Source organism: Cryobacterium sp. Hh38 (assembly GCF_004403235.1).
GTDB classification, from domain to species: Bacteria; Actinomycetota; Actinomycetes; order Actinomycetales; family Microbacteriaceae; genus Cryobacterium; species Cryobacterium levicorallinum.
Map to the genome: position 1 here is coordinate 1 of NZ_SOHD01000036.1, position 23412 is coordinate 23412.

Annotated in this window: 20 protein-coding genes; 13 read left to right on the forward strand and 7 right to left on the reverse strand. The window is 66.4% G+C overall.

Annotated features, from left to right (window positions below):
• Nucleotides 1-408 precede the first annotated feature (408 nt).
• Together E3T41_RS12480 and E3T41_RS12485 are read left to right on the forward strand one after the other, a co-directional pair.
• Nucleotides 409-1659, forward strand: coding sequence for a low temperature requirement protein A (locus E3T41_RS12480; protein ID WP_158251567.1), 1251 nt, complete (start codon nt 409-411; stop codon nt 1657-1659).
• A gap of 191 nt (nt 1660-1850) precedes the next feature.
• A complete protein-coding gene (locus tag E3T41_RS12485; RefSeq protein WP_241991163.1) occupies nt 1851-2234 on the forward strand; it encodes an ATP-dependent DNA ligase in 384 nt (127 codons plus the stop codon).
• Nucleotides 2235-2339: 105 nt separating this feature from the next.
• Here the strand turns inward: E3T41_RS12485 and paaZ are convergent, their stop codons facing one another.
• The 4 genes from paaZ to E3T41_RS12505 all read right to left on the reverse strand — a co-directional run bounded on the left by paaZ (nt 2340) and on the right by E3T41_RS12505 (nt 9114).
• A complete protein-coding gene (paaZ, locus tag E3T41_RS12490) occupies nt 2340-4397 on the reverse strand; it encodes a phenylacetic acid degradation bifunctional protein PaaZ (protein WP_134478864.1) in 2058 nt (685 codons plus the stop codon).
• Nucleotides 4398-4528: 131 nt separating this feature from the next.
• Entirely contained in the window at nt 4529-5422 is an 894-nt protein-coding gene (locus tag E3T41_RS12495) for a 3-hydroxyacyl-CoA dehydrogenase family protein (protein WP_092447861.1), read from the reverse strand.
• A 46-nt stretch (nt 5423-5468) separates the two neighbouring features.
• A complete protein-coding gene (locus E3T41_RS12500; protein ID WP_092447862.1) occupies nt 5469-6653 on the reverse strand; it encodes a thiolase family protein in 1185 nt (394 codons plus the stop codon).
• Nucleotides 6654-6846: 193 nt separating this feature from the next.
• Nucleotides 6847-9114, reverse strand: coding sequence for a DEAD/DEAH box helicase (locus E3T41_RS12505; protein WP_134478866.1), 2268 nt, complete (start codon nt 9112-9114; stop codon nt 6847-6849).
• Nucleotides 9115-9374: 260 nt separating this feature from the next.
• Here E3T41_RS12505 and E3T41_RS12510 point away from each other — a divergent pair, with 260 nt between their 5' ends.
• Entirely contained in the window at nt 9375-9836 is a 462-nt protein-coding gene (locus tag E3T41_RS12510; RefSeq protein WP_092447864.1) for a GNAT family N-acetyltransferase, read from the forward strand.
• Between the two features lies 1 nt (nt 9837).
• Here the strand turns inward: E3T41_RS12510 and E3T41_RS12515 are convergent, their stop codons facing one another.
• Nucleotides 9838-10914 (reverse strand): GTP-binding protein, encoded by a 1077-nt coding sequence (locus tag E3T41_RS12515; RefSeq protein WP_166791554.1) that lies wholly within the window; start codon nt 10912-10914, stop codon nt 9838-9840.
• A 49-nt stretch (nt 10915-10963) separates the two neighbouring features.
• On the opposite strand from E3T41_RS12515, the gene ykgO reads away from it, so the two are divergent.
• Complete coding sequence (gene ykgO, locus E3T41_RS12520; RefSeq protein ID WP_035839829.1) at nt 10964-11086, forward strand: type B 50S ribosomal protein L36; 123 nt, start codon at nt 10964-10966, stop codon at nt 11084-11086.
• 126 nt (nt 11087-11212) lie between these two features.
• Here ykgO and E3T41_RS12525 read toward each other — a convergent pair whose 3' ends face one another.
• Entirely contained in the window at nt 11213-11986 is a 774-nt protein-coding gene (locus E3T41_RS12525) for an IclR family transcriptional regulator (RefSeq protein ID WP_092447866.1), read from the reverse strand.
• Between the two features lie 155 nt (nt 11987-12141).
• On the opposite strand from E3T41_RS12525, the gene hutH reads away from it, so the two are divergent.
• From hutH to E3T41_RS12545, 4 genes are all read left to right on the forward strand, one after another.
• Nucleotides 12142-13746: a histidine ammonia-lyase gene (gene hutH / locus E3T41_RS12530; RefSeq protein WP_092447867.1), complete on the forward strand. Its 1605-nt coding sequence runs from the start codon at nt 12142-12144 to the stop codon at nt 13744-13746.
• 235 nt (nt 13747-13981) lie between these two features.
• Entirely contained in the window at nt 13982-15541 is a 1560-nt protein-coding gene (locus tag E3T41_RS12535; RefSeq protein ID WP_134478870.1) for a M23 family metallopeptidase, read from the forward strand.
• A gap of 57 nt (nt 15542-15598) precedes the next feature.
• Nucleotides 15599-16225 (forward strand): YitT family protein, encoded by a 627-nt coding sequence (locus E3T41_RS12540; protein ID WP_092447869.1) that lies wholly within the window; start codon nt 15599-15601, stop codon nt 16223-16225.
• Between the two features lie 55 nt (nt 16226-16280).
• On the forward strand, nt 16281-16739 hold the full coding sequence (locus E3T41_RS12545) for a pyridoxamine 5-phosphate oxidase (RefSeq protein ID WP_092447870.1): 459 nt from the start codon (nt 16281-16283) through the stop codon (nt 16737-16739).
• On the opposite strand, the gene E3T41_RS12550 is transcribed toward E3T41_RS12545, so the two are convergent.
• Nucleotides 16726-17886, reverse strand: coding sequence for a M20/M25/M40 family metallo-hydrolase (locus E3T41_RS12550; RefSeq protein ID WP_134478872.1), 1161 nt, complete (start codon nt 17884-17886; stop codon nt 16726-16728). The two genes, E3T41_RS12545 and E3T41_RS12550, sit on opposite strands and share 14 nt — an antisense overlap.
• Before the next feature lie 113 nt (nt 17887-17999).
• On the opposite strand from E3T41_RS12550, the gene E3T41_RS12555 reads away from it, so the two are divergent.
• The 5 genes from E3T41_RS12555 (at nt 18000) to E3T41_RS12575 (ending at nt 23283) form a co-directional block, all read left to right on the forward strand.
• Nucleotides 18000-18794 carry a CPBP family intramembrane glutamic endopeptidase gene (locus E3T41_RS12555; protein ID WP_134478874.1) on the forward strand — a complete coding sequence of 265 codons (795 nt, stop codon included), beginning with the start codon at nt 18000-18002 and terminating at the stop codon, nt 18792-18794.
• A gap of 83 nt (nt 18795-18877) precedes the next feature.
• The gene (locus tag E3T41_RS12560) at nt 18878-19801 is read left to right on the forward strand and encodes a DUF4097 family beta strand repeat-containing protein (RefSeq protein ID WP_092447873.1); all 924 of its coding nucleotides are present in this window, start codon (nt 18878-18880) and stop codon (nt 19799-19801) included.
• On the forward strand, nt 19798-20481 hold the full coding sequence (locus E3T41_RS12565; protein WP_092447874.1) for a PadR family transcriptional regulator: 684 nt from the start codon (nt 19798-19800) through the stop codon (nt 20479-20481). The genes E3T41_RS12560 and E3T41_RS12565 overlap by 4 nt, the downstream gene beginning before the upstream one ends.
• A 134-nt stretch (nt 20482-20615) precedes the next feature.
• Nucleotides 20616-22751: an APC family permease gene (locus E3T41_RS12570; RefSeq protein ID WP_092447875.1), complete on the forward strand. Its 2136-nt coding sequence runs from the start codon at nt 20616-20618 to the stop codon at nt 22749-22751.
• Nucleotides 22752-22995: 244 nt separating this feature from the next.
• Nucleotides 22996-23283, forward strand: coding sequence for a DUF3073 domain-containing protein (locus E3T41_RS12575; RefSeq protein ID WP_092447876.1), 288 nt, complete (start codon nt 22996-22998; stop codon nt 23281-23283).
• Nucleotides 23284-23412 lie beyond the last annotated feature (129 nt).

Sequence of the window (23412 nt, forward strand, 5' to 3'; positions counted from 1 at the left end):
CACATGAGGCCGGAAAGCACTACGGCTTTCCGCACCTTTGGGGTACGTATAGATACATTACGGCCAGACCACCCACCCGTCAAAACGCCCCCCACCCGGGCGTGTCGCAACCCCGACACCCCCTCCCCCACCCAGCCGCAGGGCCAGCAACGCAGACCAGCTCACGCCGGTCGTATGGCAATCTCGACAAGCTCGATCAACGAAAAAGAGCGCGTTCCGCAGATCGCCCCGCGATGGCCGGGCAGCCGCACAGCCGGGCCCACCGTATGAACGTGGACTCAGTTTCTAGACCGGGCCCCGTGCAGAAGTGAGGGCGGGGCCGGGCAGGTGGGGACGCTTACAGGAGGACTGAAGCATGGGAGCGGAATTGGAACTGCGGATGTCGGGGGCTTGCGGGAGACTGGGGACGTGAGCCGATCATCGAAGACGACGCAGCAGCATCCGCTTGAGCATCGCGCCTGGATTCTGCGTCTCGGGTTTCGGCGAAGCCTGCTGCGGCCGGAGGACACCGAGCGCAGCGAGCGCGTCACCTACATCGAGTTGTTTTTCGACCTCATTTTCGTCTTTGCTCTAACTCAGCTCTCGCGCTATTTGTATGCCAACCAGTCCTGGGTGGGTGCACTGGAGTCGATCATTCTCGTGCTCGCCCTGTGGTGGCTGTGGGTGTATACGACCTGGGTTACCAACTGGCTCGATCCGGCCAGGCTGCCGGTGCGCGGTGTCGTCATCGGCCTCTCCCTCGTGGGTCTCGTGATCAGTACCTCGATCTACGATTCCTTCGGTGACCAGGGGCTGATCTTCGCCATCGCGTATGTGGCCTTGCAACTCGGGCGCTCGGTGTTCATGGTGCTGGCCCTCGCCCGGCACGATCCGGCCCTGCACGCGACATTTTTGCGCATTCTGCTTTGGCTGTCGGCAGCCGGCGCCTTCTGGATCGTCGGGGCGCTGCTGCCGCTGACCTATCGCCTGCCGGCCTGGCTCATCGCCCTCGCCATCGAGTACGGGTCCGCGAGCCTCGGGTTTCGCGTCCCCGGGCTGAAAGCACCCGGTGTCGACGACTGGGATGTCTCCGGCCCGCATATTGCCGAGCGCAGCGCCCTGTTCGTGATCATCGCGATCGGCGAGTCCTTTTTGGTGACCGGGTTCGCATTTGTCGACCAGGAGGTATCCGCTTTGGGGATTGCCGGTCTGTTTCTCGCCTTTGTGAACGGCGTGGCCATGTGGTGGCTCTATTTCGATCACGGGGAGCGTGCCGGGAGCAAGGCAATCGCCGCGTCGAGCGAGCCGGGCCGCATCGCTCGACTCGCCTATACCTACGTGCACGCGATCGTCATCGCCGGAATCGTGCTGACCTCGGTCGCGGACAAATCAGTGCTCGAGCATCCGGAGGATGTGATGACGCTTCCGGTGGCCGTCACCCTGGTCGGTGGGCCGCTGTTCTACCTCGTCGGGCTGCTGCTGTTTCGCTGGATCGTCGCGCGCACCGTGCTCATGTCGCACGTCGTCGGAATTGCCGTGCTCGCCGTGGCCGGTGCGGCCGCCGCCCTCGTGACTCCGCTCGGGCTGGGCGTCGCGACCTCGGTCATTCTGGTTGCCGTGGCGGCGTGGGAGACGATCGCGCGCGTTCGCGCCGGCACCACAGACGACGACGCCGGTTGAATCAACCTAGTGCTGAGCGGATGCCGGGCCCACCTTACGAACGCGGGCCCAGTTTGTAATCTGGGCTCAGGTTCCGGCCCCAGGCCCCGGACGAACTGGGGGGCAGGTGGGGCCGTTGGCCTCTAGTGCTCTCCTGGCGCGGCCGAGATACTGAGATGAGCGGCATTGCTGAATTTGACTGGAAGGCACTCATGGGCTCTCTTACGTATGACCGAGTCATCGTGGAGATCGACGACCGCACCCTGGCACACCTGCAAATGGTGATCGTTCAGAAGCTGCGCCGCGGCGAGAGCTTTCTGCTGTCCTGGCGCGATTCCGCCGAGGTGGGGTCCGGGCGCAGTTCGATCTGGCTCAATCCCGCTATTCCGCTCTACTTCAAGTTCGTGGGAGGTCGGGCGGCCACCCTCAACCGCCAGTGGATCGAAGACCTGAGCCGTTCGGCCAACAGCGCCCAGGGACTGGTCGTAGTGAGCGAGGACGACTCCATGCCGGCCACTCCTCTGTCGCCGCGACCCAGGACCACCGTCACCGCCCGTGCGTCCACGCGCGGAACCACCGTGCCCCTGCCCGTGTAGCGAGCGGGCTCAATCACGACCGAGGGGCGCGCCCGACCGCGGACCGAGCTCACGACTGCGGGCCCGCGCTCGATGCGCGGGCCCGCCCGAATTCCCTGTTGGAAGTTAGTGCTTGGCAACCAGGGTGAGCACGTCGTAGGACGCGACCAGCTCGTCGTTCTGGTTGGTCAGCACGGCATCCCAGCGCACCTCGCCGTACTCGTCGGTCTCGCGCGGGGTGATCTGCTTCGCGGTGAGCGCGACGCGGATACTGTCACCGGGCGAGACCGGCGTGACGAAACGCAGGTTCTCGAGGCCGGAGTTCGCGAGTACCGGTCCGGGGGCCGGATCGACAAACAGGCCAGCGGCCCAGGAGACGAGCAGGTAGCCGTGGGCCACCCGGCCAGGGAAGAATGGGTTGGCTGCGGCGGCCGCTTCGTCCATGTGGGCGTAGAATGTGTCGCCGGTGAACTGGGCGAAGGTTTCGATGTCCTCGAGGGTCACCGTGCGCGAGTCCGAGACGATCTGATCGCCGATTACGAGCTCGGCCAGGCTCTTTCTGAACGGATGCGTGGAGCCGGCTCGCGCAGTCGCGCCCTGGTGCCAGATTCCGGTGATCGCCGTGAGCATCTCGGGTGAGCCCTGAATGGCGGTGCGCTGCATGTGGTGCAGCACCGCGCGGATGCCGCCGAGCTCTTCGCCGCCGCCGGCCCGGCCTGGGCCGCCGTGCACGAGCTGCGGCACCGGCGAACCGTGCCCGGTCGAGGTGCGGGCGTCGTCACGGTCGAGCACGAGCACCCGACCGTTGAAGGCCGAGATGCCGGTCATCAAGGCGACGGCCACTGACGGGTCGTGCGTGGCGATGCTGGTCACGAGCGATCCGCCGCCGCGCCGAACGAGGGCGATGGCCTCATCGATGGAGTCGTAGCCGAGCACGCTCGAGACCGGGCCAAAGGCCTCGACCTCGTGCACGGCGGCGGCCGACGCATCGTCGAAGCGCAGCAGCAGCGGCTCGACGAAAGCGCCGTCGGGAGCAAACCCGGTCGTGCCGTCCGCGTGCAGAACGGCGGGGGCATCCGTTTGGCCGACGACCAGCTTGCCGCCGGCCTCCTGCAGGCGAGCGACCTGCTTGAGCACCTCGAGGCGCTGGGCAGTGGAGGCGAGCGGTCCCATGGTCACGCCCTGGGCGCGCGGGTCTCCGAGCACGATGCGCTCGCTGATCCGTGCGTGCACGGCCGCGACCACGTCGTCCATCGCCGCGCGCGGCACGATGACCCTGCGGATCGCGGTGCACTTCTGGCCGGCCTTGACCGTCATTTCGGTGACGACCTGCTTGACGAACGCGTCGAATTCGGGGGTGCCCTTGGCCGCATCCGTTCCGAGGACGGAGGCGTTGATCGAGTCGGTCTCGTTGGTGAAGCGCACTCCCCCGGTCTGCACGGCGTCGCTCGCGCGCAGCTTCTCGGCGGTCGAGGCCGATCCGGTGAAAGCGACGAGGTCGCCGAGGCGCACGTCGTCGAACAGGGTCGGCACGCTGCCGGAGACGAGCTGCAGCGAGCCTTCCGGCAGCAGGCCGGATTCGGCGAGGAGGCGCACGAAGGCCTCGGCAAGGTAACCGGAGGGGGTCGCGGGCTTGACCAGGGTCGGCACGCCGGCCAGGAACGCCGGCGCGAACTTCTCCAGGGCGCCCCAGACCGGAAAGTTGAAGGCGTTGATCTGCACGGCCACGCCGGGCAGGCGCGAGTAAATATGGCGGGCGATGAAGGAGCCGTCCTTGGAGAGCGGCTCGACCGGTCCGTCGACGTAGACACGGGCGTTGGGCAGTTCACGGCGGCCCTTGGAGGAGTAGCTGAACAGCACGCCGATTCCGCCGTCGATGTCGACCCAGGAGTCGACCTTGGTGGCGCCGGTCCGGCTGGAGAGCGCGTAGAGCTCCTGCTTGCGCTCGGTCAGCAGCAGCGCCATCTGCTTGAGCAGCACGGCACGCTGGTGAAACGTGAGCTCCCCGAGCGATTTTTGGCCGACCGTGCGCGCGTAGTGGAGCGCGGCGGCCAGATCGAGGCCGTGGGTGCTGACGCGGGTGACGACCTCGCCGGTCGAGGCGTCACAGACGTCGGTACCGATCGAGACATCGGTCGGGGTCCACCAGGCGCCCTGAACGTAGCTGGGCAGAATGGTCGTCATGGGCGCCTCCTTGGCGATGGGATGGGGTGCGTTTTCGAGGATGGGTCGCGTTGTCGGAATGGCGGTATCGACAGGCTCGACCAACGGATTGGGTGCGTTTTCGAGAGTGCCTCGCGTGGTCGGGGCGGGCATCAGGCCTCGTCCCAGTGGTAGAAGCCCTGGCCGGACTTGCGGCCGAGCTTGCCCTCGGCTACAAGTTTGCGCAGCAGCGCCGGCGGTTCGAAGCGGGCGCCGAGCTGTTTGTGCAGGTATTCGGCGATTCCGAGCCGCACGTCGAGCCCGACCAGGTCGGTCAGTTTCAACGGTCCAACCGGATGCTTGTAGCCGAGCATCATGGCGGCGTCGATATCCGAGGCGCTCGCGACTCCCTCTTCGAGCATGCGGATGGCCTCGAGTCCGAGGGCCACTCCGAGCCGGGAGGAGGCGAATCCGGGGGCATCGCTGACGGTGATCGGAGTCTTGCCGAGGGCGGAGACCCAGCTTTGGGCATCCGCTACCAATTCAGCCGAGGTCGCACTGCCGGTAACCAGTTCGACCAAGTTCGAGGCGGGAACCGGGTTGAAGAAATGCAGGCCGAGAAAGCGGGCCGGCCGTTTCAGCTCATAGGCGAGGTCGTCGATCGAGATCGATGAGGTGTTGCTGGCGAGCGCGGCGTCATCGGGAAGCTCTGCTTCGACCCTTTGCAGGGCGTCGACCTTCAGCGCGCGTATCTCGGGGACGGCCTCCACGACAAGTTCCCGGTCGCTGAACAGACCGAAGTCGGCGCCGACGGCGAGGCGGGCCTCGAGTTCGAGACGGGTTTCGCCGGTGGCCCCGCGGGCAATGCTCGCGTCGACGGCGCGCAGCACGCGCGCGCGCGCGGCATCTGCTTCGATGTCGTTGCGTTCAACCAGTACCACGCGGGCACCGGCCAGCAGGAAGGCGTGGGCAATGCCAGCGCCCATGCGCCCGCCGCCGAGCACGCCAACCCGGTCGGGCACGCCGTTTTCGCCGCGATCACCGAGTTCCAGTTCAGAAACAGACATCAGACATCCTCCACAGTGACGATTACGACGGCCGTGCCTTTCGACACTAGACCCGCTCCAGAATGAGGGCCGAGCCCTGGCCGACGCCGATGCACATCGTGGCGAGGCCATGCCCGGCATTTTCCCGTTCCATGCGGGCCAGCAGGGTCACGACCAGGCGCGCTCCGCTCGATCCCAGCGGATGCCCGAGCGCGATCGCCCCGCCATCCCGGTTGACGATCTCCTCATCGAAGCCGAGGCGACGGATGCAGGCGATGGACTGGGTGGCGAAGGCTTCGTTGAGCTCGATCGCCCCGAGGTCAGCGATGTCGAGGCCGCTGCGCTCGAGGGCACGCTGGGTGGCGACGACCGGGCCGAGGCCCATGATCTCGGGGGCCAGGCCGACGCTCGCGCCGACGACGACGCGGGCGCGCGGAGTCAGGCCGTACTTTTTCACGGCCTCACCGCTCGCGACCAGAATCGCCGAGGAGCCGTCGTTGAGCGAGCTCGCGTTGCCGGCTGTGACGACGGAGCCGCCCGCGACGATGGGACGCAGGGCGGCGAGGCCCTCGAGGGTGGTGTCCCGGCGCAGGCCCTCATCGACGAGCACCTCGCCCTTTTTGGTGGGCACGCCGACGATTTCGTCAACGAAGTGGCCAGCATCGATCGCGGCAGCGGCGCGCTGATGGCTGCGGAGGGCGAAGGCATCCGCTTCTAAGCGGGTAATGCCGTCGAGTCGGGCGACCTCCTCGGCCGTCTCCGACATGGAGAAGGTGGCCTTGTCTCGGGCGGCGAGTTTGGGGTTGACGAACCGCCAGCCGATGGAGGTGTCGAACTGGGCGCCGGGCTTGGCCCAGGGGCGCTCGGGTTTGGCCTGCACCCAAGGTGCGCGGGTCATGGATTCGACTCCGCCGGCGATCATGAGGTCGGCGTCGCCGGCGCGGATCGCCTGGGCGGCCATCGTGATGGCGGACATTCCGGAGGCGCAGAGCCGGTTGACGGTAATTCCGGGCACGTGGTCGGGCAGCCCGGCGAGCAGCCCTGCCATGCGGGCGACGTTGCGGTTATCTTCGCCGGCCTGGGTGGCGGCGCCGAAGATGATCTCCTCGATCAGGCCGGGGTCGATTTCGGCGCGGCGTACGACCTCGCCGACGACGAGCGCGGCGAGGTCGTCGGGACGAACCGTGGCCAACGCTCCGCCGTAGCGGCCTACGGGGGTTCGTGCTCCTCCAACGAGGTAGGCCTCGGCCATATTCTCTCCTGACGACGGTGTCTGCGTGTGGCTGTAGATGGCTGTAGGTGGCAGCGGGAACGATTGCCAACTTACCGATCGTTCGGAAAGTAATTCTGGCAGACGCGGCCGGGTTCGCACAACCCGCTGGGCGCCGGGCGCGAAAAAGGGGCACCCGCCGGTTGGCGAGTGCCCCTTTTAGTTCAAACGGATGCTAGATGTTGGCGAGTTCGCGTACAGCCGCGTCACCGGGGGTGGCGGAGGTGTAGCTCGCGTCAATCTCGGCACGGTCGAGCAGCTCGTCCATGCGGCGCTTGCGCTGCTTGGGGATGAGCGTCACGACGGTTCCGGTCTTGCCCGCGCGGCCGGTCCGGCCGGCACGGTGCAGGTACGTCTTGTACTCGTCGGGGGCGTCGGCCTGGATGACCAGGTCGATGTCGTCAACGTGGATTCCGCGAGCAGCGACATCCGTTGCTACGAGCACGTTGACCCGGCCACTCGTGAGCATCTGCAGGTTACGGGTACGACGGGCCTGGTTGAGGTCACCGTGCAGGCTGGTGGCCTTGACTCCGGCGTCTTCGAGCTGGTCGGCGAGCTGCTCAGCGTAGGCCCGGGTGCGGCTAAAGATGAGCGTCTTGCCCTCACGGTTGACGAGCTCTTCGATGATGCGGCTCTTGTCGCGGTGTTCGATGACGAGCACGCGGTGGTCGATCGTGGAGGACGCCTGGTCTTCGCCGGCAACCTCGTGCACGGCCGGGTTGGTCAGGAATTCCTTGACCAGCGAGGCAACACCCTTGTCGAGGGTGGCGGAGAAGAGCAACTTCTGGCCGCCGGTCTTGGTCTGACGCAGGATGCGCTGCACGGGCTCGAGGAATCCGAGGTCACACATGTAGTCGGCCTCGTCGAGCACGGTGATAACGACTTCGCTCAGGTCAAGGCGACCCTGGTCGATGAGGTCTTCGATGCGTCCGGCGGTGCCAACGATGATGTCGACGCCGCGCTGGAGGGCGCTCACCTGACGGTACTGCGGAACTCCGCCGTAGATCTGGGTGGTGAAGAGGCCGACGCTGCGGGCGATGGGCTGCACGGTGCGGTCAATCTGCAGCGCGAGCTCACGGGTCGGGGCCAGGATGAGCGCGCGCGGCTTACGTGCGTGCTTGCGGTCCTTGGCGCCGTTGTTCTCCATGAGCTTTTCAACCAAGGGAGCAGCGAAGGCGATGGTCTTGCCGGATCCGGTCTTGCCACGGCCGAGCACATCGCGACCGGCGAGAACGTCGGGGATGGTCGCGGCCTGGATCGGGAACGGGGCCGGAGCGCCGAGGGTGGCGAGCTCGCGAACGATGTTCTCGCCGAGGCCGAGGTCGCCGAAGGTTACGCCGACAACGTCGGACGCGGTCGTTGCAATGGCTTCGAGACGCTCGAGGACGACGTCTTCGCCACCGGCGAAGGTGGGCTTGACCCCCTCTTCGCTGCGCTTCGGGTAGAACTTGCTGTCGCCGTCGCTGGGACGGTCGTTGCCGAAGTCGCGACGGGGCGGGCGGTCATCGTTGGAGCGGCGCGGGGCGCGGTCTTCGAAGCTGCGCGGGGCGCGGTCTTCGAAGCTGCGCGGGGCGCGGTCTCCATAGGAGGGGCGCTCGGTACGAGCCGGACGGTCATTGTTGTAGGCCGGACGATCGGTTCGCGGAGCACGGTCACCATAGGACGGACGCTCAGTACGGGGAGCGCTGTTGCGGTCACCATAGGAGGGACGTTCGGTACGAGCCGGACGGTCGTTGTTGTAAGCCGGACGATCGGTTCGCGGAGCACGGTCACCATAGGACGGACGGTCGTTGTTGTAAGCCGGACGATCGGTTCGCGGAGCACGGTCACCATAGGACGGGCGGTCGTTGTTGTAGGCCGGACGATCGGTTCGCGGAGCACGGTCACCATAGGACGGGCGGTCGTTGTTGTAGGCCGGACGCTCGGTACGCGGAGCACGGTCACCGTAGGACGGTCGGTCGTTGTTGTAGGCCGGACGCTCGGTACGCGGAGCACGGTCACCATAGGACGGACGCTCCGTACGGGGAGCGCTGTTGCGGTCACCATACGACGGACGGTCGTTGTTGTAGGCCGGACGGTCGGTACGCGGAGGACGGTCACCATAGGAGGGACGCTCGGTGCGAGCCGGACGGTCGTTATTGTAGGTCGGGCGCTCGTTGCGCTCGGTGTTGGTGCGGCCGCCGTTTTCGGGGCGAACGGAACGCGAGCCGTAGGCCGGACGTTCGCTCGAGGGACGCTCGTTCGAGCGCGCGGCGCGCTCGTCTGCATTCCAGCGCTGCTTCTTGGGGGCACCCTCGTCAGCGCGGTATCCGCGGTGTCCGGGGCTCTTGCTTCCCGCGTTGTTGGAACCGCCGTGGCCCGATCCGCCCTTGGAGGCGTACTTGGGATCGAAGTTCTTACCGCCACGACCGACGGTGGAGTTGTGCGAATTGCCTTGAGGCATAAAGATATCTCTGGGTTGTGTTCAGTACATGGCAGAACAACATCGCACACGCGACGTAACTGAGAACCCGAGCAATCTGTGGTCGGGGCCGTTCACATACAGTGATTTTTCACCAGCGGATTACTGGGAAACCGGCCCAACTTGACTTACAAACCCATCCGCGCACAGCGCGGTGTCAAGAGCCGACCTATTGACGTTACCCTATGCCTCCTGAAAAGTCACGCAGATAGGTATACATTGCCTCGCTCTATTCTGAGGACATGACCATTTCGATCAGTATCGAGCCGCCGCGGCAGGCCGACGTTGAGGCACTGTTGACCGCCGGCACCGTCTTCGCGCACTCCCTCTACCCGGAGGAGAGCAGCTTTCTGCTCAGCACCGACCAGCTCGAACGCCCGGGCGTTGCCGTCTACGTGGCCAGGAACGAAGACGGCGCAGCCTGCGGCATGGCCGCCCTGGTTCCACTCGGCGCCGAGCTGACTGCCGAGCTGAAGCGACTGTTCGTTTACGACGAAGTTCGGGGGCGCGGCATAGCCGGCCGCCTGCTCGACCGCATCGAAGCGGATGCCGCTGGCCGCGGTATCCGCTCTCTGGCATTGGAAACCGGCCCACTGCAACACGCGGCTATGGCGCTGTACCGCGGTCGCGGCTACGAACAGATCGACTTGTTCGGCCAGTACGTCGGCGAAGAGTTCAGCGTCTGCTTCGCCAAGAGCCTGTAACTCAGGCGGCGCTTTCGAGCGCCCAGGCGGGGAACGGGTCGGCCAGGGTGTTCCAGAACATGGGTCCGGCGAGAAATTCAGCGTCGGTGAGCAGGCAGGCATCGAGGTTGGCGCTGAGTAGACGGGCGTTGAGGTCACGTCCGAAGAAGGCGATCTCCTGGCCTAGCGGTGAATCCGGGTCATGGCTCTGCATGCCGGTCGGTTCGAAGGTGATCGTGGGGCCGGCACTGCTCCACGAGCCGACCGTCGACGGCCGAGTGGCGAGGCGAAACAGGCCACGGGAACGCAGGATCTCACCCGACTCCTCGGCGCGGTCACGAAAGAATTCGGCCAGGCGCAGCGGATGGAACGGGCGCACGTCACGGTAGACGACACAGATCAGCCCCTGCGGACTGCGTGAGAGCAGGGCGTCACCGTTGAGCTGGCGTACCCAGCCGGGACTGCGTTGCAGCCAGGCGAACATGTCCCGGCGTGGCACCGGCCAACCCTCGGCACTGCCGCGGCCGTGTTCGGCAAACACGACGTGACTGGCCGGGTTGAGCAGGCGCACGAAGTCCCGAATATCGGCAGCGTCGCGGGCGTGCACGAGGTCGGTCTTATTGATCACGACGATGCTGGCCCACTCGACCTGCTCGATCAATATGTCGCCGACGGTGCGGTCGGGATCGTCGTGGGTATCGGAGAAGTTGACGTCGTGTTCTTCCGGGACCGGCGCGGGGGCTTCGCTGCGCAGGTCGGCCCAGAATCGCTCGGCATCGAGCACGGTGATGAGGTCACCGAGCCGCACCGCATGCCCATTCGCCAGCCGCTCCGGCGAGTCGCCGGTCTCAACGAGGGAACTGGCAATTTCCAGCGGGCCCACCGCGGTTGGCGCTTCGACGAAGACATCAATGGCGCACGCCTCCCCCCGGCCGACCGGCACCGCGTCGGCAACCTCGGTGAGCACCGTGCGCAGGGCATCGGACACGGAGGTGGCCAGGGCGAATGGCTGCCGCCCGAGGGTCAGGGCCACCGAGGATTTACCGGCGCCGGCCAGGCCGCTCACCACATTCACCCGAAGATACGTTTCTATCTGCATGCCTGTTAGTCTAATTGACATTCGTTCTCAATAAGCAATGGAGAAATAAATGAAGGTACGCAATTCCCTCAAGGCGCTCAAGAAGGTTCCGGGATCGCAAATCGTGCGGCGCCGCGGTCGCACCTTTGTGATCAACAAGCTCAACCCCCGCGCGAAGGCCCGCCAGGGCTAGCCCGTCGCAGCCCCTGCAGGCGGAACCGGGCTCGTGGCACTCGTTGTAGACCGAGGCACCAAATGGAACGAGTGTCCGCATCTCTAAAAAGTGCCGCGAGGCTCGGCGTGAGGCGCGGCGCGGGCGTTAGCGCGGGCGGCCACCGATGCGGCGGGACAGCTCGGCGGCCGTCGCCGCCACGGTTGCAGCGAGCGCCGGCCAGTAGTCGTCCGGGATGCGGTCGTGCGCAAAGGTCACCGCGATCGCGGCAGCGGGCCACCCCGCATGATCGCGTACGGCGAGCGCGACCGAGGCGATGCCCGGCGTGATTTCGCCATTTTCGGTGGCGTAGGTATCGGTTCGCACTCGATCGAGTACCGCCCGCAACTCAAGCCGGGAGCGCGGGCCCCGGCCGTCGCGCTGCTCGAGCACGGCCTGGCTGGGGTACAGCGCGCGCAATTGGGCCGCCGGAAGCGCCGCCAGCAGGGCGCGACCGCTCGCCGTGAGGTGCGCTGGCAGCCGCACGCCGACGTCGGAAACGAGCGAGGGGCGGTGCGCGGCGCGCTCTTCGACCAGATAGATCACGTCGCGGCCGTGCAGCACCACGAGGTGCGCACTCTCCCCCAGCCGGTCGACAAGCTGGGCAATCAACGGGCGACCGAGCCGGGAGAGTGGCTCCTGGCGGCTGAATCCCGTGCTCAGCTCGAAGGCGGCGATGCCGAGTCCGTAGCGGTGTTCCTCGGGCAGGTGCACGACGAACCCCTGCCCCACGAGCACATCGAGCAGCTGGTAGACGGTCGAGCGCGGCAAGCCAAGAGCGCTGGCCACGGCGGCCGCCGGTGTCGGTCCGCGCTGCGCAGCGAGGTGAGTCAGCACGCGCAGCGTGCTTTCGGCGGCCGGAACCTTCGATGCGGTCGCCATGGCGTTCCTCTCACGTTCTCGCCGAGCGGCTGCCACTTCGAGTCGAAGAAAATGCTGCCGCGTTCGTTCAGGGCGATTGCTTTGTGTCCGGTATCCCGGACACGAAGCAGCATAGCGCCCTATCGCCTGGGGCCCTGGGGGTGTCGAATCGAACCATGACCCTCACGACCACGCCTCAGACTTCCGCATCCGCGCACGACCAGAGCGGGGCATCCGTAATCGCAGCCACCGTTGTCGTCGGAACCGGCGCCCTTTCCTTCGCCGACGTGATCGCCGTCGCGAGGCACAATGCGCGCGTCAGCCTCGATCCGACCAGCCTCCAGCAAGTGGCAGCGACCCGCACCATCATCGATGCCCTCGCGGCTGACACCGAACCGCACTACGGGATCTCGACCGGTTTCGGCGCCCTCGCGACGACGTTCATCACCTCCGACCGGCGCGCGCAGCTGCAGGCGAGCCTGGTGCGCTCGCACGCCGCCGGCAGCGGCCCCGAAGTGGAACGCGAGGTCGTACGCGCCCTCATGCTGCTGCGGCTTTCGACGCTGATGACCGGGCGAACCGGCGTGCGCCCGGCCACCGCCGAGACCTACGCGGCCGTGCTCAACGCGCAAATAACCCCGGTCGTGCACGAATACGGCTCGCTCGGCTGCTCCGGCGACCTCGCGCCGCTCGCCCACTGCGCGCTCGTCGTGATGGGCGAGGGGCAGGCGCGCGATGCCAGCGGCGCCCTGCTCGGCGGCGGTGACGCCCTCGCCACAGCCGGCATCAGGCCGGTCGTGCTCGCCGAAAAAGAAGGCCTCGCCCTGATCAACGGCACCGACGGCATGCTCGGCATGCTCGTGCTCGCCCTCGACGACCTGGCCCGCCTGCTCGTGACTGCCGACATCGCCGCGGCGATGAGTGTCGAGGCTCTGCTCGGAACGGATGCTGTCTTCGCGGCGGATCTGCAGCAACTGCGGCCCCAGCTCGGCCAGGCCGACAGCGCCGCCAACCTGCGCCGACTGCTGCAGGGCTCCCCGCTCGTCGCGAGCCACGCCGGCCCCGAGGATCCCTCGGTGCAAGACGCCTACTCGTTGCGTTGCGCCCCGCAGGTGCACGGCGCCGCACGCGACACCGCCACCCACGCCGCCCTCGTGGCCGGCCGCGAGCTGGACAGCGCCATCGACAACCCGGTTGTCACGGTCGACGGCCGAGTTCTGTCGAACGGCAACTTTCACGGCGCCCCGCTCGGCTACGTGCTCGATTTTCTCGCCATTGCCGCAGCGGATGTCGCGAGCATGAGTGAGAGACGCACCGACCGTCACCTCGATGGGAGCCGCAGCAAGGGCCTGCCGCGGTTCCTCGCGCACGAGGTAGGCGTGGACTCCGGGCTCATGATCGCCCAATACACAGCGGCCGGGATCGTGTCGGAGCTCAAACGGCTGGCGGTGCCGGCATCCGTTGATTCGATTCCCTCGTCGGCGATGCAGGAAGACCACGTCTCGATGGGTTGGCATGCGGCCCGCAAGCTGCGCCGTTCGCTCGACGGGCTCGGCCGGGTGCTCGCGATCGAGATCATGACGGCGGCGCGCTCGCTCGATCTGCGGGCACCGCTTGAGCCGGGCGCCGCGACCGGAGCGGTACGCGACCTCGTGCGCACCGTGGCCGCCGGTCCCGGCCACGATCGCTTTCTCTCCCCCGAAATTGAGGGCGTCGTGGCGCTCGTCGCTTCGGGGGCAGTGCGCGCGGCCGCGGAATGCGAAGCGCCCGAGTTGGTCTAGTGCGAACCGCACCTTATAGGCACCTTGGACTGCTCGTTTGACCCGTTGTGAGCGTGGGGCTGGCGTGCCATACTGTCGCCACGCCAGCCCGCCCGCCCGCGTTAGTCCATACCCGAATGGATCAGGTTTGCCGATGTTCTTAGCCCCAAGTCACGGTCCCGCTACGCTTCTCCTGCGAGCACGGCAGCGGGCCGCGACACATCGCAGGCCAGGCGGCCCGCTGGCGATCATTATCGTGACCACGCTGCTCCTCTTCGGCGCCCCGGTCGCGGCGAGCGCCGGTGAACTTCCAGCCGGTTCGACCGGCACGTCCACGCCGACCGTGAGCGCGAACCCGGAACCGAGCGCTGAAGAGACCGCTGAACCAACCGCCGAACCAACCAGCAGCCCGACGCCCACGCCGACGGCAGAACCGACCGCGGAGCCCACTCCCGCGCCCACGACCGAAGCGACCCCGGAACCGACGCCGACGCCGGAACCCACGGCTGAGCCCACCGCCGAACCCACCCCGGAACCGACCGTCGAACCGACCCCGGAACCCACGGTCGAACCGACCCCGGAACCGAACAACGAACCAGTTCCCGAGCCGACAGACGGACCGATCCCGCCAGTTGTCGATCTCCCCGATCCACCCAAGGTAGCGCCGACTCCCAGTGACACTGGCATCGAGGCGCAGGCGGCAGCCCAGGCAGCGGCCGCAGTCGTTCGCGCGACAGCCGCAACCGCCCTCGCCGAGAGTCAGGCGGCCGCCGCGCTGGCGGCCGCGCAGCGCGCATCCGCTCAACAAGACTCGACACAAAGAACCGCAGCGTTGGCCCTGGCGCTCACCCGGTCACAGTCAACGGAGGCGGTGCGGGCCACCGCCCAGCGTACGCTCGAGTCGACGCAGGCGAGTCAGACGCTCGCGCGCGGTCGCTCCGCACTGGTGCACCGGCTCGCCGTGGAGGCCACGCAGCAAGCCGCCGACTCCAAACGAAGCTTTGCCGTGCTCGCGCGCAAACTGGCGCAGCAGCAATCCGGCGCTGTCGTGACCGAGGTCTTCCTCGGCGGTAATTCCCTCGGCAACGTGCTCGACCAGCTCAGCACACTCGACCAGCTGGATCATGTCACCGACAATATCGAGACGATTCAGGCCCGCGCCGAGGCCGACGAAGCCCGAGCGCAGCGGCTGAACGAGCAAGATACCGAGACCCGTGCTGCCGCGAGCGGCCTATCGGTCGACGCGAGCCGGGCCGCGCTCGACGCTGCCCAAAACGACGTCGAAGCTGCCGGCCTGGCTCTGGTAAACGCCGCAGCTCAGGCCGCGAGTGCCGCTGCCGGCCTGTCCGGACTGGACCTGCGTCCGATCACTCCAACCGACTACGGCCAGCTGAGCGATCAGGGCTGGGCAAATCCAGCTAGCGGCCCCACAACGGATGTCTACGGGCCCAGGCCGGTCCGCCCCCTCCCCGGGGTGGGCGCGTTCCACTACGGCACCGATATTGGAGCGGGTTGCCTGGCACCGGTCTTCGCGGCCACCTCCGGCATTGTGCGCGCCGCCGGAGCGGTCGGCAGCTACGGCAACTGGATCCTGATCGACCACGGCGAAGGAGTGCAGACCGGCTACGCCCATTTGGCCGACGATGAGACCCTGGTCGATGTCGGCGATCGGGTCGGCGCCGGCCAACAGATCGGACGGGTCGGCAGCACCGGCCTGTCCACCGGCTGTCACACCCACGTCGAGGTTCGGGTTGACGGCGTAAGGATCGACCCCCAGCCGTTCTTCCTCAACCGCGGAATCATCCTCGGCGGTTGAGCCCCGCAGGGACCGGTGGCCGACGTGGGCACCGAGCGGCATTTAGACTGAATTCTCGTGACTCGTCGTGTGATTCAACTGCTGATTGGCCTGTTCCTCTACGGAATCGGCATCGCGTTGATCGTGCGCGCCGCCATCGGCGTCGCCCCATGGGACGTTCTCGCCCAGGGCATCGACAACCACACGCACCTCGGGTTCGGGCTGATCACGATTCTGCTGAGCGGTGTCGTACTCCTGCTCTGGATCCCCATCCGCCAGAAGCCCGGTGCCGGCACTCTGCTCAACGCGCTGCTCGTTGGCCCGTCAGCTGATGTTGGCCTGTGGCTCATTCCGGCCGACCTCGACCTCTGGGCCCGCATCCTCCTGTTCGCCGCGGGACTCCTGCTGATCGCCGTCGCCACCGGCCTCTATATCGGGGCACACTTCGGCCCCGGCCCGCGCGACGGCCTGATGACCGGGCTGCACCAGCGCACCGGCTGGAAGATCTGGATCGTGCGCACCGGCATCGAGGTGATCGTGCTCGGCATCGGCTGGGTGCTCGGCGGCAACGTGGGAATCGGCACCGTGCTGTTCGCCGTCTTGATCGGCCCCCTCTGCCAGCGCACGATCCCCTTCTTCGCAGTCCGCCGCCCCGCGGCCGTCTCGCCGGCGCCCGATCCCGATGCCGAGCGCGTTGCCGGGTAGCTACTGCGCGGTGCGTTAAGCCCTCGTGTCGGTGCCGAGAGGTAGCGTTCAACGCATGGCAACATGGCGAGAAATTGAAGCGGATGCTCCGCAGTTCGCAGCGCGGGTACGCTCACGATTCGACGCGGGCACCAACAAGACAATGGCCTCCCTGCGCCGGAATGGTGCCCCGCGGATCAGCGGCACCGAACTCGTGATCAACAACGGGCGCATCACTTTGGGCATGATGCCCCATTCGCTCAAGCTGCACGATGTGCTGCGGGACCCGCGGGTGGCCATCCACTCGCCAACCCTCGAGCCGCCAGTCGGGCAGCCGTCGGAGTGGGCCGGCGACGCGAAACTGGCCGGGGTACTGGTGGTGACCGAGCCGGAACCGACCGATCCGCCGGATACATCCAGTTTCGAGCTGCACGTACACGAGGTCGTGCTCACCTACATAGACTCGGACAACACGCATCTGGTCATCGAATCGTGGCACGAGGGCCGGGGGTGGGAGCGAATCAGCCGACTGTAGGCCCGCAAAACTCGGTGATCGTGCCCTCAAGAATCTCGGCGAGCGCGCGCACCGACTGCGCGTCGACCCATTCCGTGTCGGCGTGCAGGCCTTCACCGTCGGCACCGAACACCACACACGGAATACCGGCTTCGAGAATAAGCCCGGCGTCGGTCCAGAAAGGTTCGCCGCGCGTTTTCGCCGGGGCGCCGAGCACCCGCTCGGCATTGCCACTAAGCGCGCGCAGGATCGGCCAGTGCGGCTCGGCCTCAAAGGCAGCCCGCGCCACCAGCCGGGTCAGCTCAAACCGAAACTGCGGCTCCGTGCGCGCCAGCTCGGTGAACAGTGCCCGCAGCTCGGAGTCGACGCGCTCCGGGGACTCGCCGGGCAGCATCCGTCGTTCCAGGGTGAGCACGCAGTGGGCCGCGACCGTGGCGGCATCGTCACCACCGACAATCTTCGACACCCGCACGGCACCGTGGCCGAGTGTGGCATGCGCCGGGGCCGAGTTCAGCTGCTGCCGCAGCTCGTCGAGGGCACGCAGCGCGAGCCCGGCATGCCAGATGGCATCCACGCCGAGCTCCGGCTGCGATCCGTGCGCGGCCAGGCCGGTCAGGCAGAGCTCGAACCAGGCGAATCCGCGGTGCGCTGTGGTCAGTTCCAGGCTGCTCGGCTCGATCACGAGGGCGGCATCGGCGCTCAATGTGCGCAGCACCTCTTCCGTTCCGATGCTGCCGAATTCTTCGTCGGCGACCAGCGTCACGATCACATCCCCGGCCAGCCCGACAGCGGATGCCCGCGCTGCCGCCACGAGGATGGCCGCGAGCCCGCTCTTGGTGTCGACGGCCCCACGCCCGTACACCCGGCCGGCGCGAAGGTCGCCGCTGAACGGATCGCCCGCGTAGGTGGCGACGCCGACCGTGTCGAGGTGGGCGTTGAGCATGAGCGAGCGTCCGCCGCCGGTGCCGCGTTTGATGCCGACGACCGAGGGCCGTCCGGGAACCTGCTCGAGCAGGGTGACCTGAAACCCCTGCCCGAGCAGCCATTCACTGCACCAGATTGCGATCTGGGCTTCACCCGCCGCTCCGGGAACCAGGTCAGGATTGACCGAATCGATGCGCACGAGGTGCTGCAAGATCGCGACCGGGTCGCTGGGAAAACGCTTCATCCCTCGAATCTAGGCCCTCCCCGCGAGAGCGGGAAAATCGCTGCCTCCGGGGTGCCGAAGCAGCACTTTTTCCGCTCTCGTTAAATTGAGAGGTGCTCTGGGTAGGGTGCAGCATGGGTACTAGATCGCGGTGGGGGCTGATTCCGGCGGCGCTGGTGAGCGCATCCGCTGTGCTGCTGTTTGCGCTGCGGATGCCGGTGGCCGGCTATGGCGTGCTGGCGGCGGCCCTGGCGCTCGCGTTCCTGATCAATCGGGCGCTGTTTCGCGATCTGTTGCTGATTGCCGTTGGGCTGGGGATCATCAGCACCATCTCGGTTGAGGCGAACATCAGCTACCCGAATATCGCCCTGATGGGCACGGTGCTCAGCCTGTCGGTGCTCGTGCCGTATCTGCTCTCGCGGTACTACTTCAAGGACCACGCGATCCGGTTTCCGATTCGCACCGGGCAACGCTGGACCCGGCTCGAACGCGCCTACCTGCCACTCGTAGTGCTGCTCGGGTACCTGATTCTGCCGAGCTACTTCATCGGAAGCGGCGCGTACCAGAATTGGCCAGCGGTGACCGCTCCCGATGAGATTGCCCGGCTGTTCGTGGGTGTGGGCTTCGTGGGGATCTGGGACGAACTGTTCTTCATCTGCGTCGCCTTCACCCTGCTGCGGCGGCACTTTGCCGATTGGCAGGCCAATATTTTGCAGGCCGTGATCTTCTCGTCGTTCCTCTGGGAGCTCGGCTACCAGGCCTGGGGGCCGCTGCTGACCGTGCCGTTCGCGCTGCTGCAGGGCTACACCTTTGCCCGCACTCGCTCGCTCACCTACGTGGTCTGCGTGCACCTGCTGTTCGACGTCGTGGTGTTCGCCGTGCTGGTACACGCCCACAATCGCCAGTGGCTGGATATTTTTCTGTACTGATTGCAACTTTCAGGAACGCGATATATCGTGTCTTTCAACACACGCGATATAACGCGAGTTCATGCTCCTGAAAGGACAACCCAGTGTCATTGGAAAAATGGCTGGTCACCCCCGGGCAGACCAAAATCATCGATGTCGAATTGGTGCGCAAGCTCAAGGTCAGTCTGATCGGCGGCACGGTCGACATCATCGGCCACGACGAACCCGGCGCCCGCATTGAAGTGCACGGCGTCACCGGCAAAGACCTGAAGATCTCGATGGACGGCGACCGCCTCGAAATCGACCATCCCCAGTTGCGCTGGGATAACTTTCTTGAGGTGTTCACCGCGTTCCGCGGCACCGCCCGCGCCGAGGTGAGCGTACTGGTCCCGCGCGACGTCGCCCTGCGCTTCGGTGTCGTCTCGGCGGATGCCCTCGTGTCCGGACTGCGCAATGACGCCAAACTCAGCACCGTCTCCGGCGATGTCGTAATCGATGACGTCGAGGGCGACCTCGAACTCAACGCGGTTAACGGCGAAATCTCGGTGCGCAACCATGTCGGAGCACTGGCCGTGCACACCGTATCGGGCGATATCACGGCGAGCGGCAGCATCCGTCGTTTCACGCTCGACGGGGTCGCGAGCAACGTGTTTCTCGACCTGGCGGGCACACCAGACCAGATCGTGACGAACTCGGTCAGCGGCAACCTCACGGTGCGGCTCGAGCCGGGCGTCGCCGCGCGGTACCACCTCAACACCCTCTCCGGAACGCTGCAGCTCGACGACCAGACCGTGCGCACCGCGTTCGGCAAGGGCTACGAAGGCTCCACCGGCACGCTCGACGGCAGCTGGCTCGACCTGCGTGGTAATTCGGTGTCCGGCGATATCTCGGTCGTGCGGCGGGAGAGCGGCGGCAGCGCGCCGGGCGGTGCAGCGTCGATGAGTGCAGCATCATCTCAGGCACCATCCAGTCAAGCGGATGCCGCAGCGCCCGCCGCGGCCGACATCACCCAGGCAGACCCAGCATGAGCGCCATGTTCGCCCACGGAAGCCTGCGCCTCTACCTGCTGAGCCTGCTCGCCGAGCGGCCCCGACACGGCTACGAGCTGATTCAGGCGCTCAGCGACCGATTCGGCGGAACCTACAGCCCCAGCGCCGGAACGATCTACCCGCGCTTGGCCAAACTCGAGGAAGAGGGCCTGGTCACCAAGCAGGCCGACGGCCGCAAGACCGTCTACGAGATCACGGATGCCGGTCGCGCCGAGTTGCTCGCCCGTGACGGAGAACTCGGCGCGATCGAAGACGAGGTGACCGACTCTGTGCGGCGCCTCGCCGACCAGGTGCGCAGCCGCGTCAACTCCGCCATGAAGTCCCTGCGCGCCGACCTGGCCTCCGCGGCCCGGCAGGCCCGCGACGCAGGGTCGCCGGCTTCGCGCGGCTACGACGGCACGCCCGAGTCCTGGGATGCCCCGGATGCACCAACGGCGGCCGAGGCGCCATCGTCGACCAGCGACGAGACCTCCGCTCGCCTGGATTCACGTCTCGCCCTGCGCGAAGCCGACATGGTACTCAACGAGTTCCGGCAGCAGCTGCGCACAGACCTGCGCACGCAAGCGGCCCGCTCGGTTGTTCCGCCCGACACGGTGCCCACGCTGCGACGCCAGCTCGCCGACGTTCGCGCGAACATCCTCGCCACGCTGCACCCGTAGGCTTTTCGAGACCGCCAGCGCGAGTCGGTGGTGGTCTCGAAAAGCTCGACCAGCGGATGATTGTGCCGCCCAGGCCACCCACCTGCATCCGCTTAAAAAAGCGACCCGATTTGACAGGGGCCAGCTTAGGTGTAATGTCGTCCCTCGTGACACCCGAGGCGAACGCCCCAGTACCGGAAAGCCGATCACCCAAGCGGTGGATCATCGGCGATCCGCTCCCCACCGAGCAGTTGGACGGCCAGCTGCTACCCAAGCACCTCGCTCTTCCCATTTTTGCCAGCGACCCACTGTCGAGCGTGGCCTACGCGCCGCAAGAACTCCTGATGATTCTGACCCTCGGCGGGCTCGCCTTTTTGAGCTTCGCACCGTGGGTCGCTGCAGTCGTCGTCATGCTTCTCATCGTTGTCGTGGCGTCGTATCGCCAGCTGATCAAGGCCTACCCATCTGGCGGCGGCGACTACGAGGTCGCCCACAAGAATCTGGGCGAAAAGGCTGGCCTGGTCGTCGCATCCGCTTTGCTCGTGGACTATGTGATGACCGTGGTCGTCTCGGTGGCCAGCGGCGTGGACAACATCATCTCCGCCATTCCAGCTCTCGCCCCGCTCCGCGTGGAGCTCGCGGTGATCTTCATCATTCTGCTCGCGGCGGTGAACCTCCGCGGCGTGCGCGAGTCGAGCAATGCCTTCGCTATTCCGACCTACCTCTTCATCGGCAGCGTGCTGCTCATGATCGTCGTCGGCCTCGGTCGGGCGCTGATGGGCGACGCCCCCGTCGCCGAGTCCGCCGGTTACGACGTGCAGGGCGAGAACCTCGCGCAGGCCGCGTTCATTCTGCTGCTGCTGCGCTCCTTCGCAAGCGGATGCTCCGCCCTCACCGGCGTCGAAGCGATCGCCAACGGGGTACCGGCGTTCAAACACCCCAAGGTCAAGAACGCCCAGCGCACCCTGACGCTCATGGGTGGCATTGCCATCGTGTTGTTCGTAGGATTGACCGCCCTCGCGCTGATCTCCAAGGTGCACTACGCCGAGGCTCCCTGCGACCTAATCGGCTGGGCCGAGTGCGCCACTGCGCCCCAGCGCAGCCTCATCGCGCAGGTCGCCGCTGCCACGTTCGGCAACTTCTCGATCATGTTCTTCGTGCTGCAGGCAGCGACAGCAGCGGTGCTGTTGCTGGCCGCCAACACCGCGTTTAATGGCTTTCCGCTGCTCGGCTCCGTGCTCGCGCGCGACAAGTACGCACCGAAGTCGCTCAGCACCCGCGGCGACCGCCTGATCTACTCCAACGGTGTCGTGCTCCTGGCCCTGGCCGCCTGCGTGATCATGGTGGTTTACCGGGCCAACCTGACCGTGCTGATTCAGCTCTACATCATCGGCGTCTTCGTGTCATTTACGCTCGGCCAAACCGGCATGGTGCGGCACTGGCTGAAACTGCTCAAGAAGAATCCGCCGAACCGCGGGTCGATCATTCTGAGCCTGTCGATCAACGGTTTCGGCGCCGCGCTGACCGGTGTCGTGCTCATCGTTGTCACCATCACCAAGTTCACCCACGGCGCCTGGCTCGTGTTCGTGATGATGCCGGTGCTGTTCTTTCTCATGATGGGCGTCAACCGGTATTACCGAGACGTGGCCAAGGAGATCGAGGTCGACCCCGTCACCACGTTCGGTTCGCAGGGCGATCATGCCATCGTGCTGGTCGGCAAGATGCAGAAACCGGTGCTCAAGGCACTCGACTACGCGATCGCCGCCCGCCACGTGAGCCTCGAAGCCGTGCACGTCTCGATCGACACAGCCGAGACCAAAGAGCTCAAACGCGCCTGGGTGAAACAGAACATCCAGGTTCCGCTGCGCATCGTCGCCTCACCGTATCGCGACATCAGCTGGCCGCTGATCAGCTACATTCGGGGTCGCCGCGACGATCACGGCTCCGAGGTCATCACCGTGTACACGCCCATCTACATCGTCGGCCACTGGTGGGAGAACCTGCTGCACAACCACAAGGCCCGCCGACTGCGTCAGAAGCTGATGATGGTGCACGGCGTCACGATCGCCCTCGTGCCCTGGCTGCTCGACTCGTCTGAGCTCATCTATGGTCGCCGCTCGCGGCCGATCCCCGGCCAGGATCGACGCGGTGAGCCGGTGCGATCCCGCCCGGTGTCGCGCCGTCCGCTCGCACCGCCCACCGGAGCCCCCGACACGGCAACGAAGTCGAGCCCGGTCGTTGTGCCGTCGCAGTCTCGGCCGACGGCATCGCGTCGCCGGAAGCGCAAGTAGCGTCGGGCCGGCGCCCGGGACCAGCCAGCAGCATCCGCTCGCCATGATTTGCGCGACCAGGCCGGGCCGGAGAACCGATCCACTATCCATTCTTACGGTCTGACCGGCCCGTTTGATCTTTGAGCAGCGTCAGTGGGCGGGTAGGCCCGTCATGCTAAACTAAGCTCTAGTTTTTACACATTCCGTTCGGCAAATCCCGAGTGTCTCGCGACTCGCTCGGCCTGGCATCGTAAGGGGGTCACGCATGGGGCGCGGCCGTCAAAAAGCAAAGCACACCAAGGTAGCTCGGGAGCTGAAGTACTTTAGCCCGGATACCAACTACAACGCGCTCGAACGCGAGTTGACCGGGCATCCGTCCGATCCTCGGCTCGACGAAGACCTCGCCAAGTGGCCGGAGTATGAAGCGGACAAGGCCAAGAAGGCCACCGGTGGTGACACCGTTGATTCCGCTGACGATGACGACGACGATCCGGATGACGACGACCGTTACGTCGACCACTACGCCACCGAAGACGAAAAGAAGCGCGCCTAACGCCGCCAGCGGCCTCAGTCGCAATGCCTGGTGTATCCCGCGCTGCATGGGGTGCACGCCGGGTCGTGGTGCCATTTGTGGCCCGCGCGCTCGGCGCGCCACGCGCGCGATCACCACGAGGCAGCCCGT

Bases quoted from the DNA above. Each gene is read 5' to 3' on its own strand.
- E3T41_RS12485 (WP_241991163.1), top strand. From the start codon at position 1,851: ATGGGCTCTCTTACGTATGACCGAGTCATCGTGGAGATCGACGACCGC.
- paaZ (WP_134478864.1), bottom strand. From the start codon at position 4,397: ATGACGACCATTCTGCCCAGCTACGTTCAGGGCGCCTGGTGGACCCCG.
- E3T41_RS12495 (WP_092447861.1), bottom strand. From the start codon at position 5,422: ATGTCTGTTTCTGAACTGGAACTCGGTGATCGCGGCGAAAACGGCGTG.
- E3T41_RS12500 (WP_092447862.1), bottom strand. From the start codon at position 6,653: ATGGCCGAGGCCTACCTCGTTGGAGGAGCACGAACCCCCGTAGGCCGC.
- E3T41_RS12505 (WP_134478866.1), bottom strand. From the start codon at position 9,114: ATGCCTCAAGGCAATTCGCACAACTCCACCGTCGGTCGTGGCGGTAAG.
- E3T41_RS12510 (WP_092447864.1), top strand. From the start codon at position 9,375: ATGACCATTTCGATCAGTATCGAGCCGCCGCGGCAGGCCGACGTTGAG.
- E3T41_RS12515 (WP_166791554.1), bottom strand. From the start codon at position 10,914: ATGCAGATAGAAACGTATCTTCGGGTGAATGTGGTGAGCGGCCTGGCC.
- ykgO (WP_035839829.1), top strand. From the start codon at position 10,964: ATGAAGGTACGCAATTCCCTCAAGGCGCTCAAGAAGGTTCCGGGATCG.
- E3T41_RS12525 (WP_092447866.1), bottom strand. From the start codon at position 11,986: ATGGCGACCGCATCGAAGGTTCCGGCCGCCGAAAGCACGCTGCGCGTG.
- hutH (WP_092447867.1), top strand. From the start codon at position 12,142: ATGACCCTCACGACCACGCCTCAGACTTCCGCATCCGCGCACGACCAG.
- E3T41_RS12545 (WP_092447870.1), top strand. From the start codon at position 16,281: ATGGCAACATGGCGAGAAATTGAAGCGGATGCTCCGCAGTTCGCAGCG.
- E3T41_RS12550 (WP_134478872.1), bottom strand. From the start codon at position 17,886: ATGAAGCGTTTTCCCAGCGACCCGGTCGCGATCTTGCAGCACCTCGTG.
- E3T41_RS12555 (WP_134478874.1), top strand. From the start codon at position 18,000: ATGGGTACTAGATCGCGGTGGGGGCTGATTCCGGCGGCGCTGGTGAGC.
- E3T41_RS12565 (WP_092447874.1), top strand. From the start codon at position 19,798: ATGAGCGCCATGTTCGCCCACGGAAGCCTGCGCCTCTACCTGCTGAGC.
- E3T41_RS12570 (WP_092447875.1), top strand. From the start codon at position 20,616: ATGTCGTCCCTCGTGACACCCGAGGCGAACGCCCCAGTACCGGAAAGC.
- E3T41_RS12575 (WP_092447876.1), top strand. From the start codon at position 22,996: ATGGGGCGCGGCCGTCAAAAAGCAAAGCACACCAAGGTAGCTCGGGAG.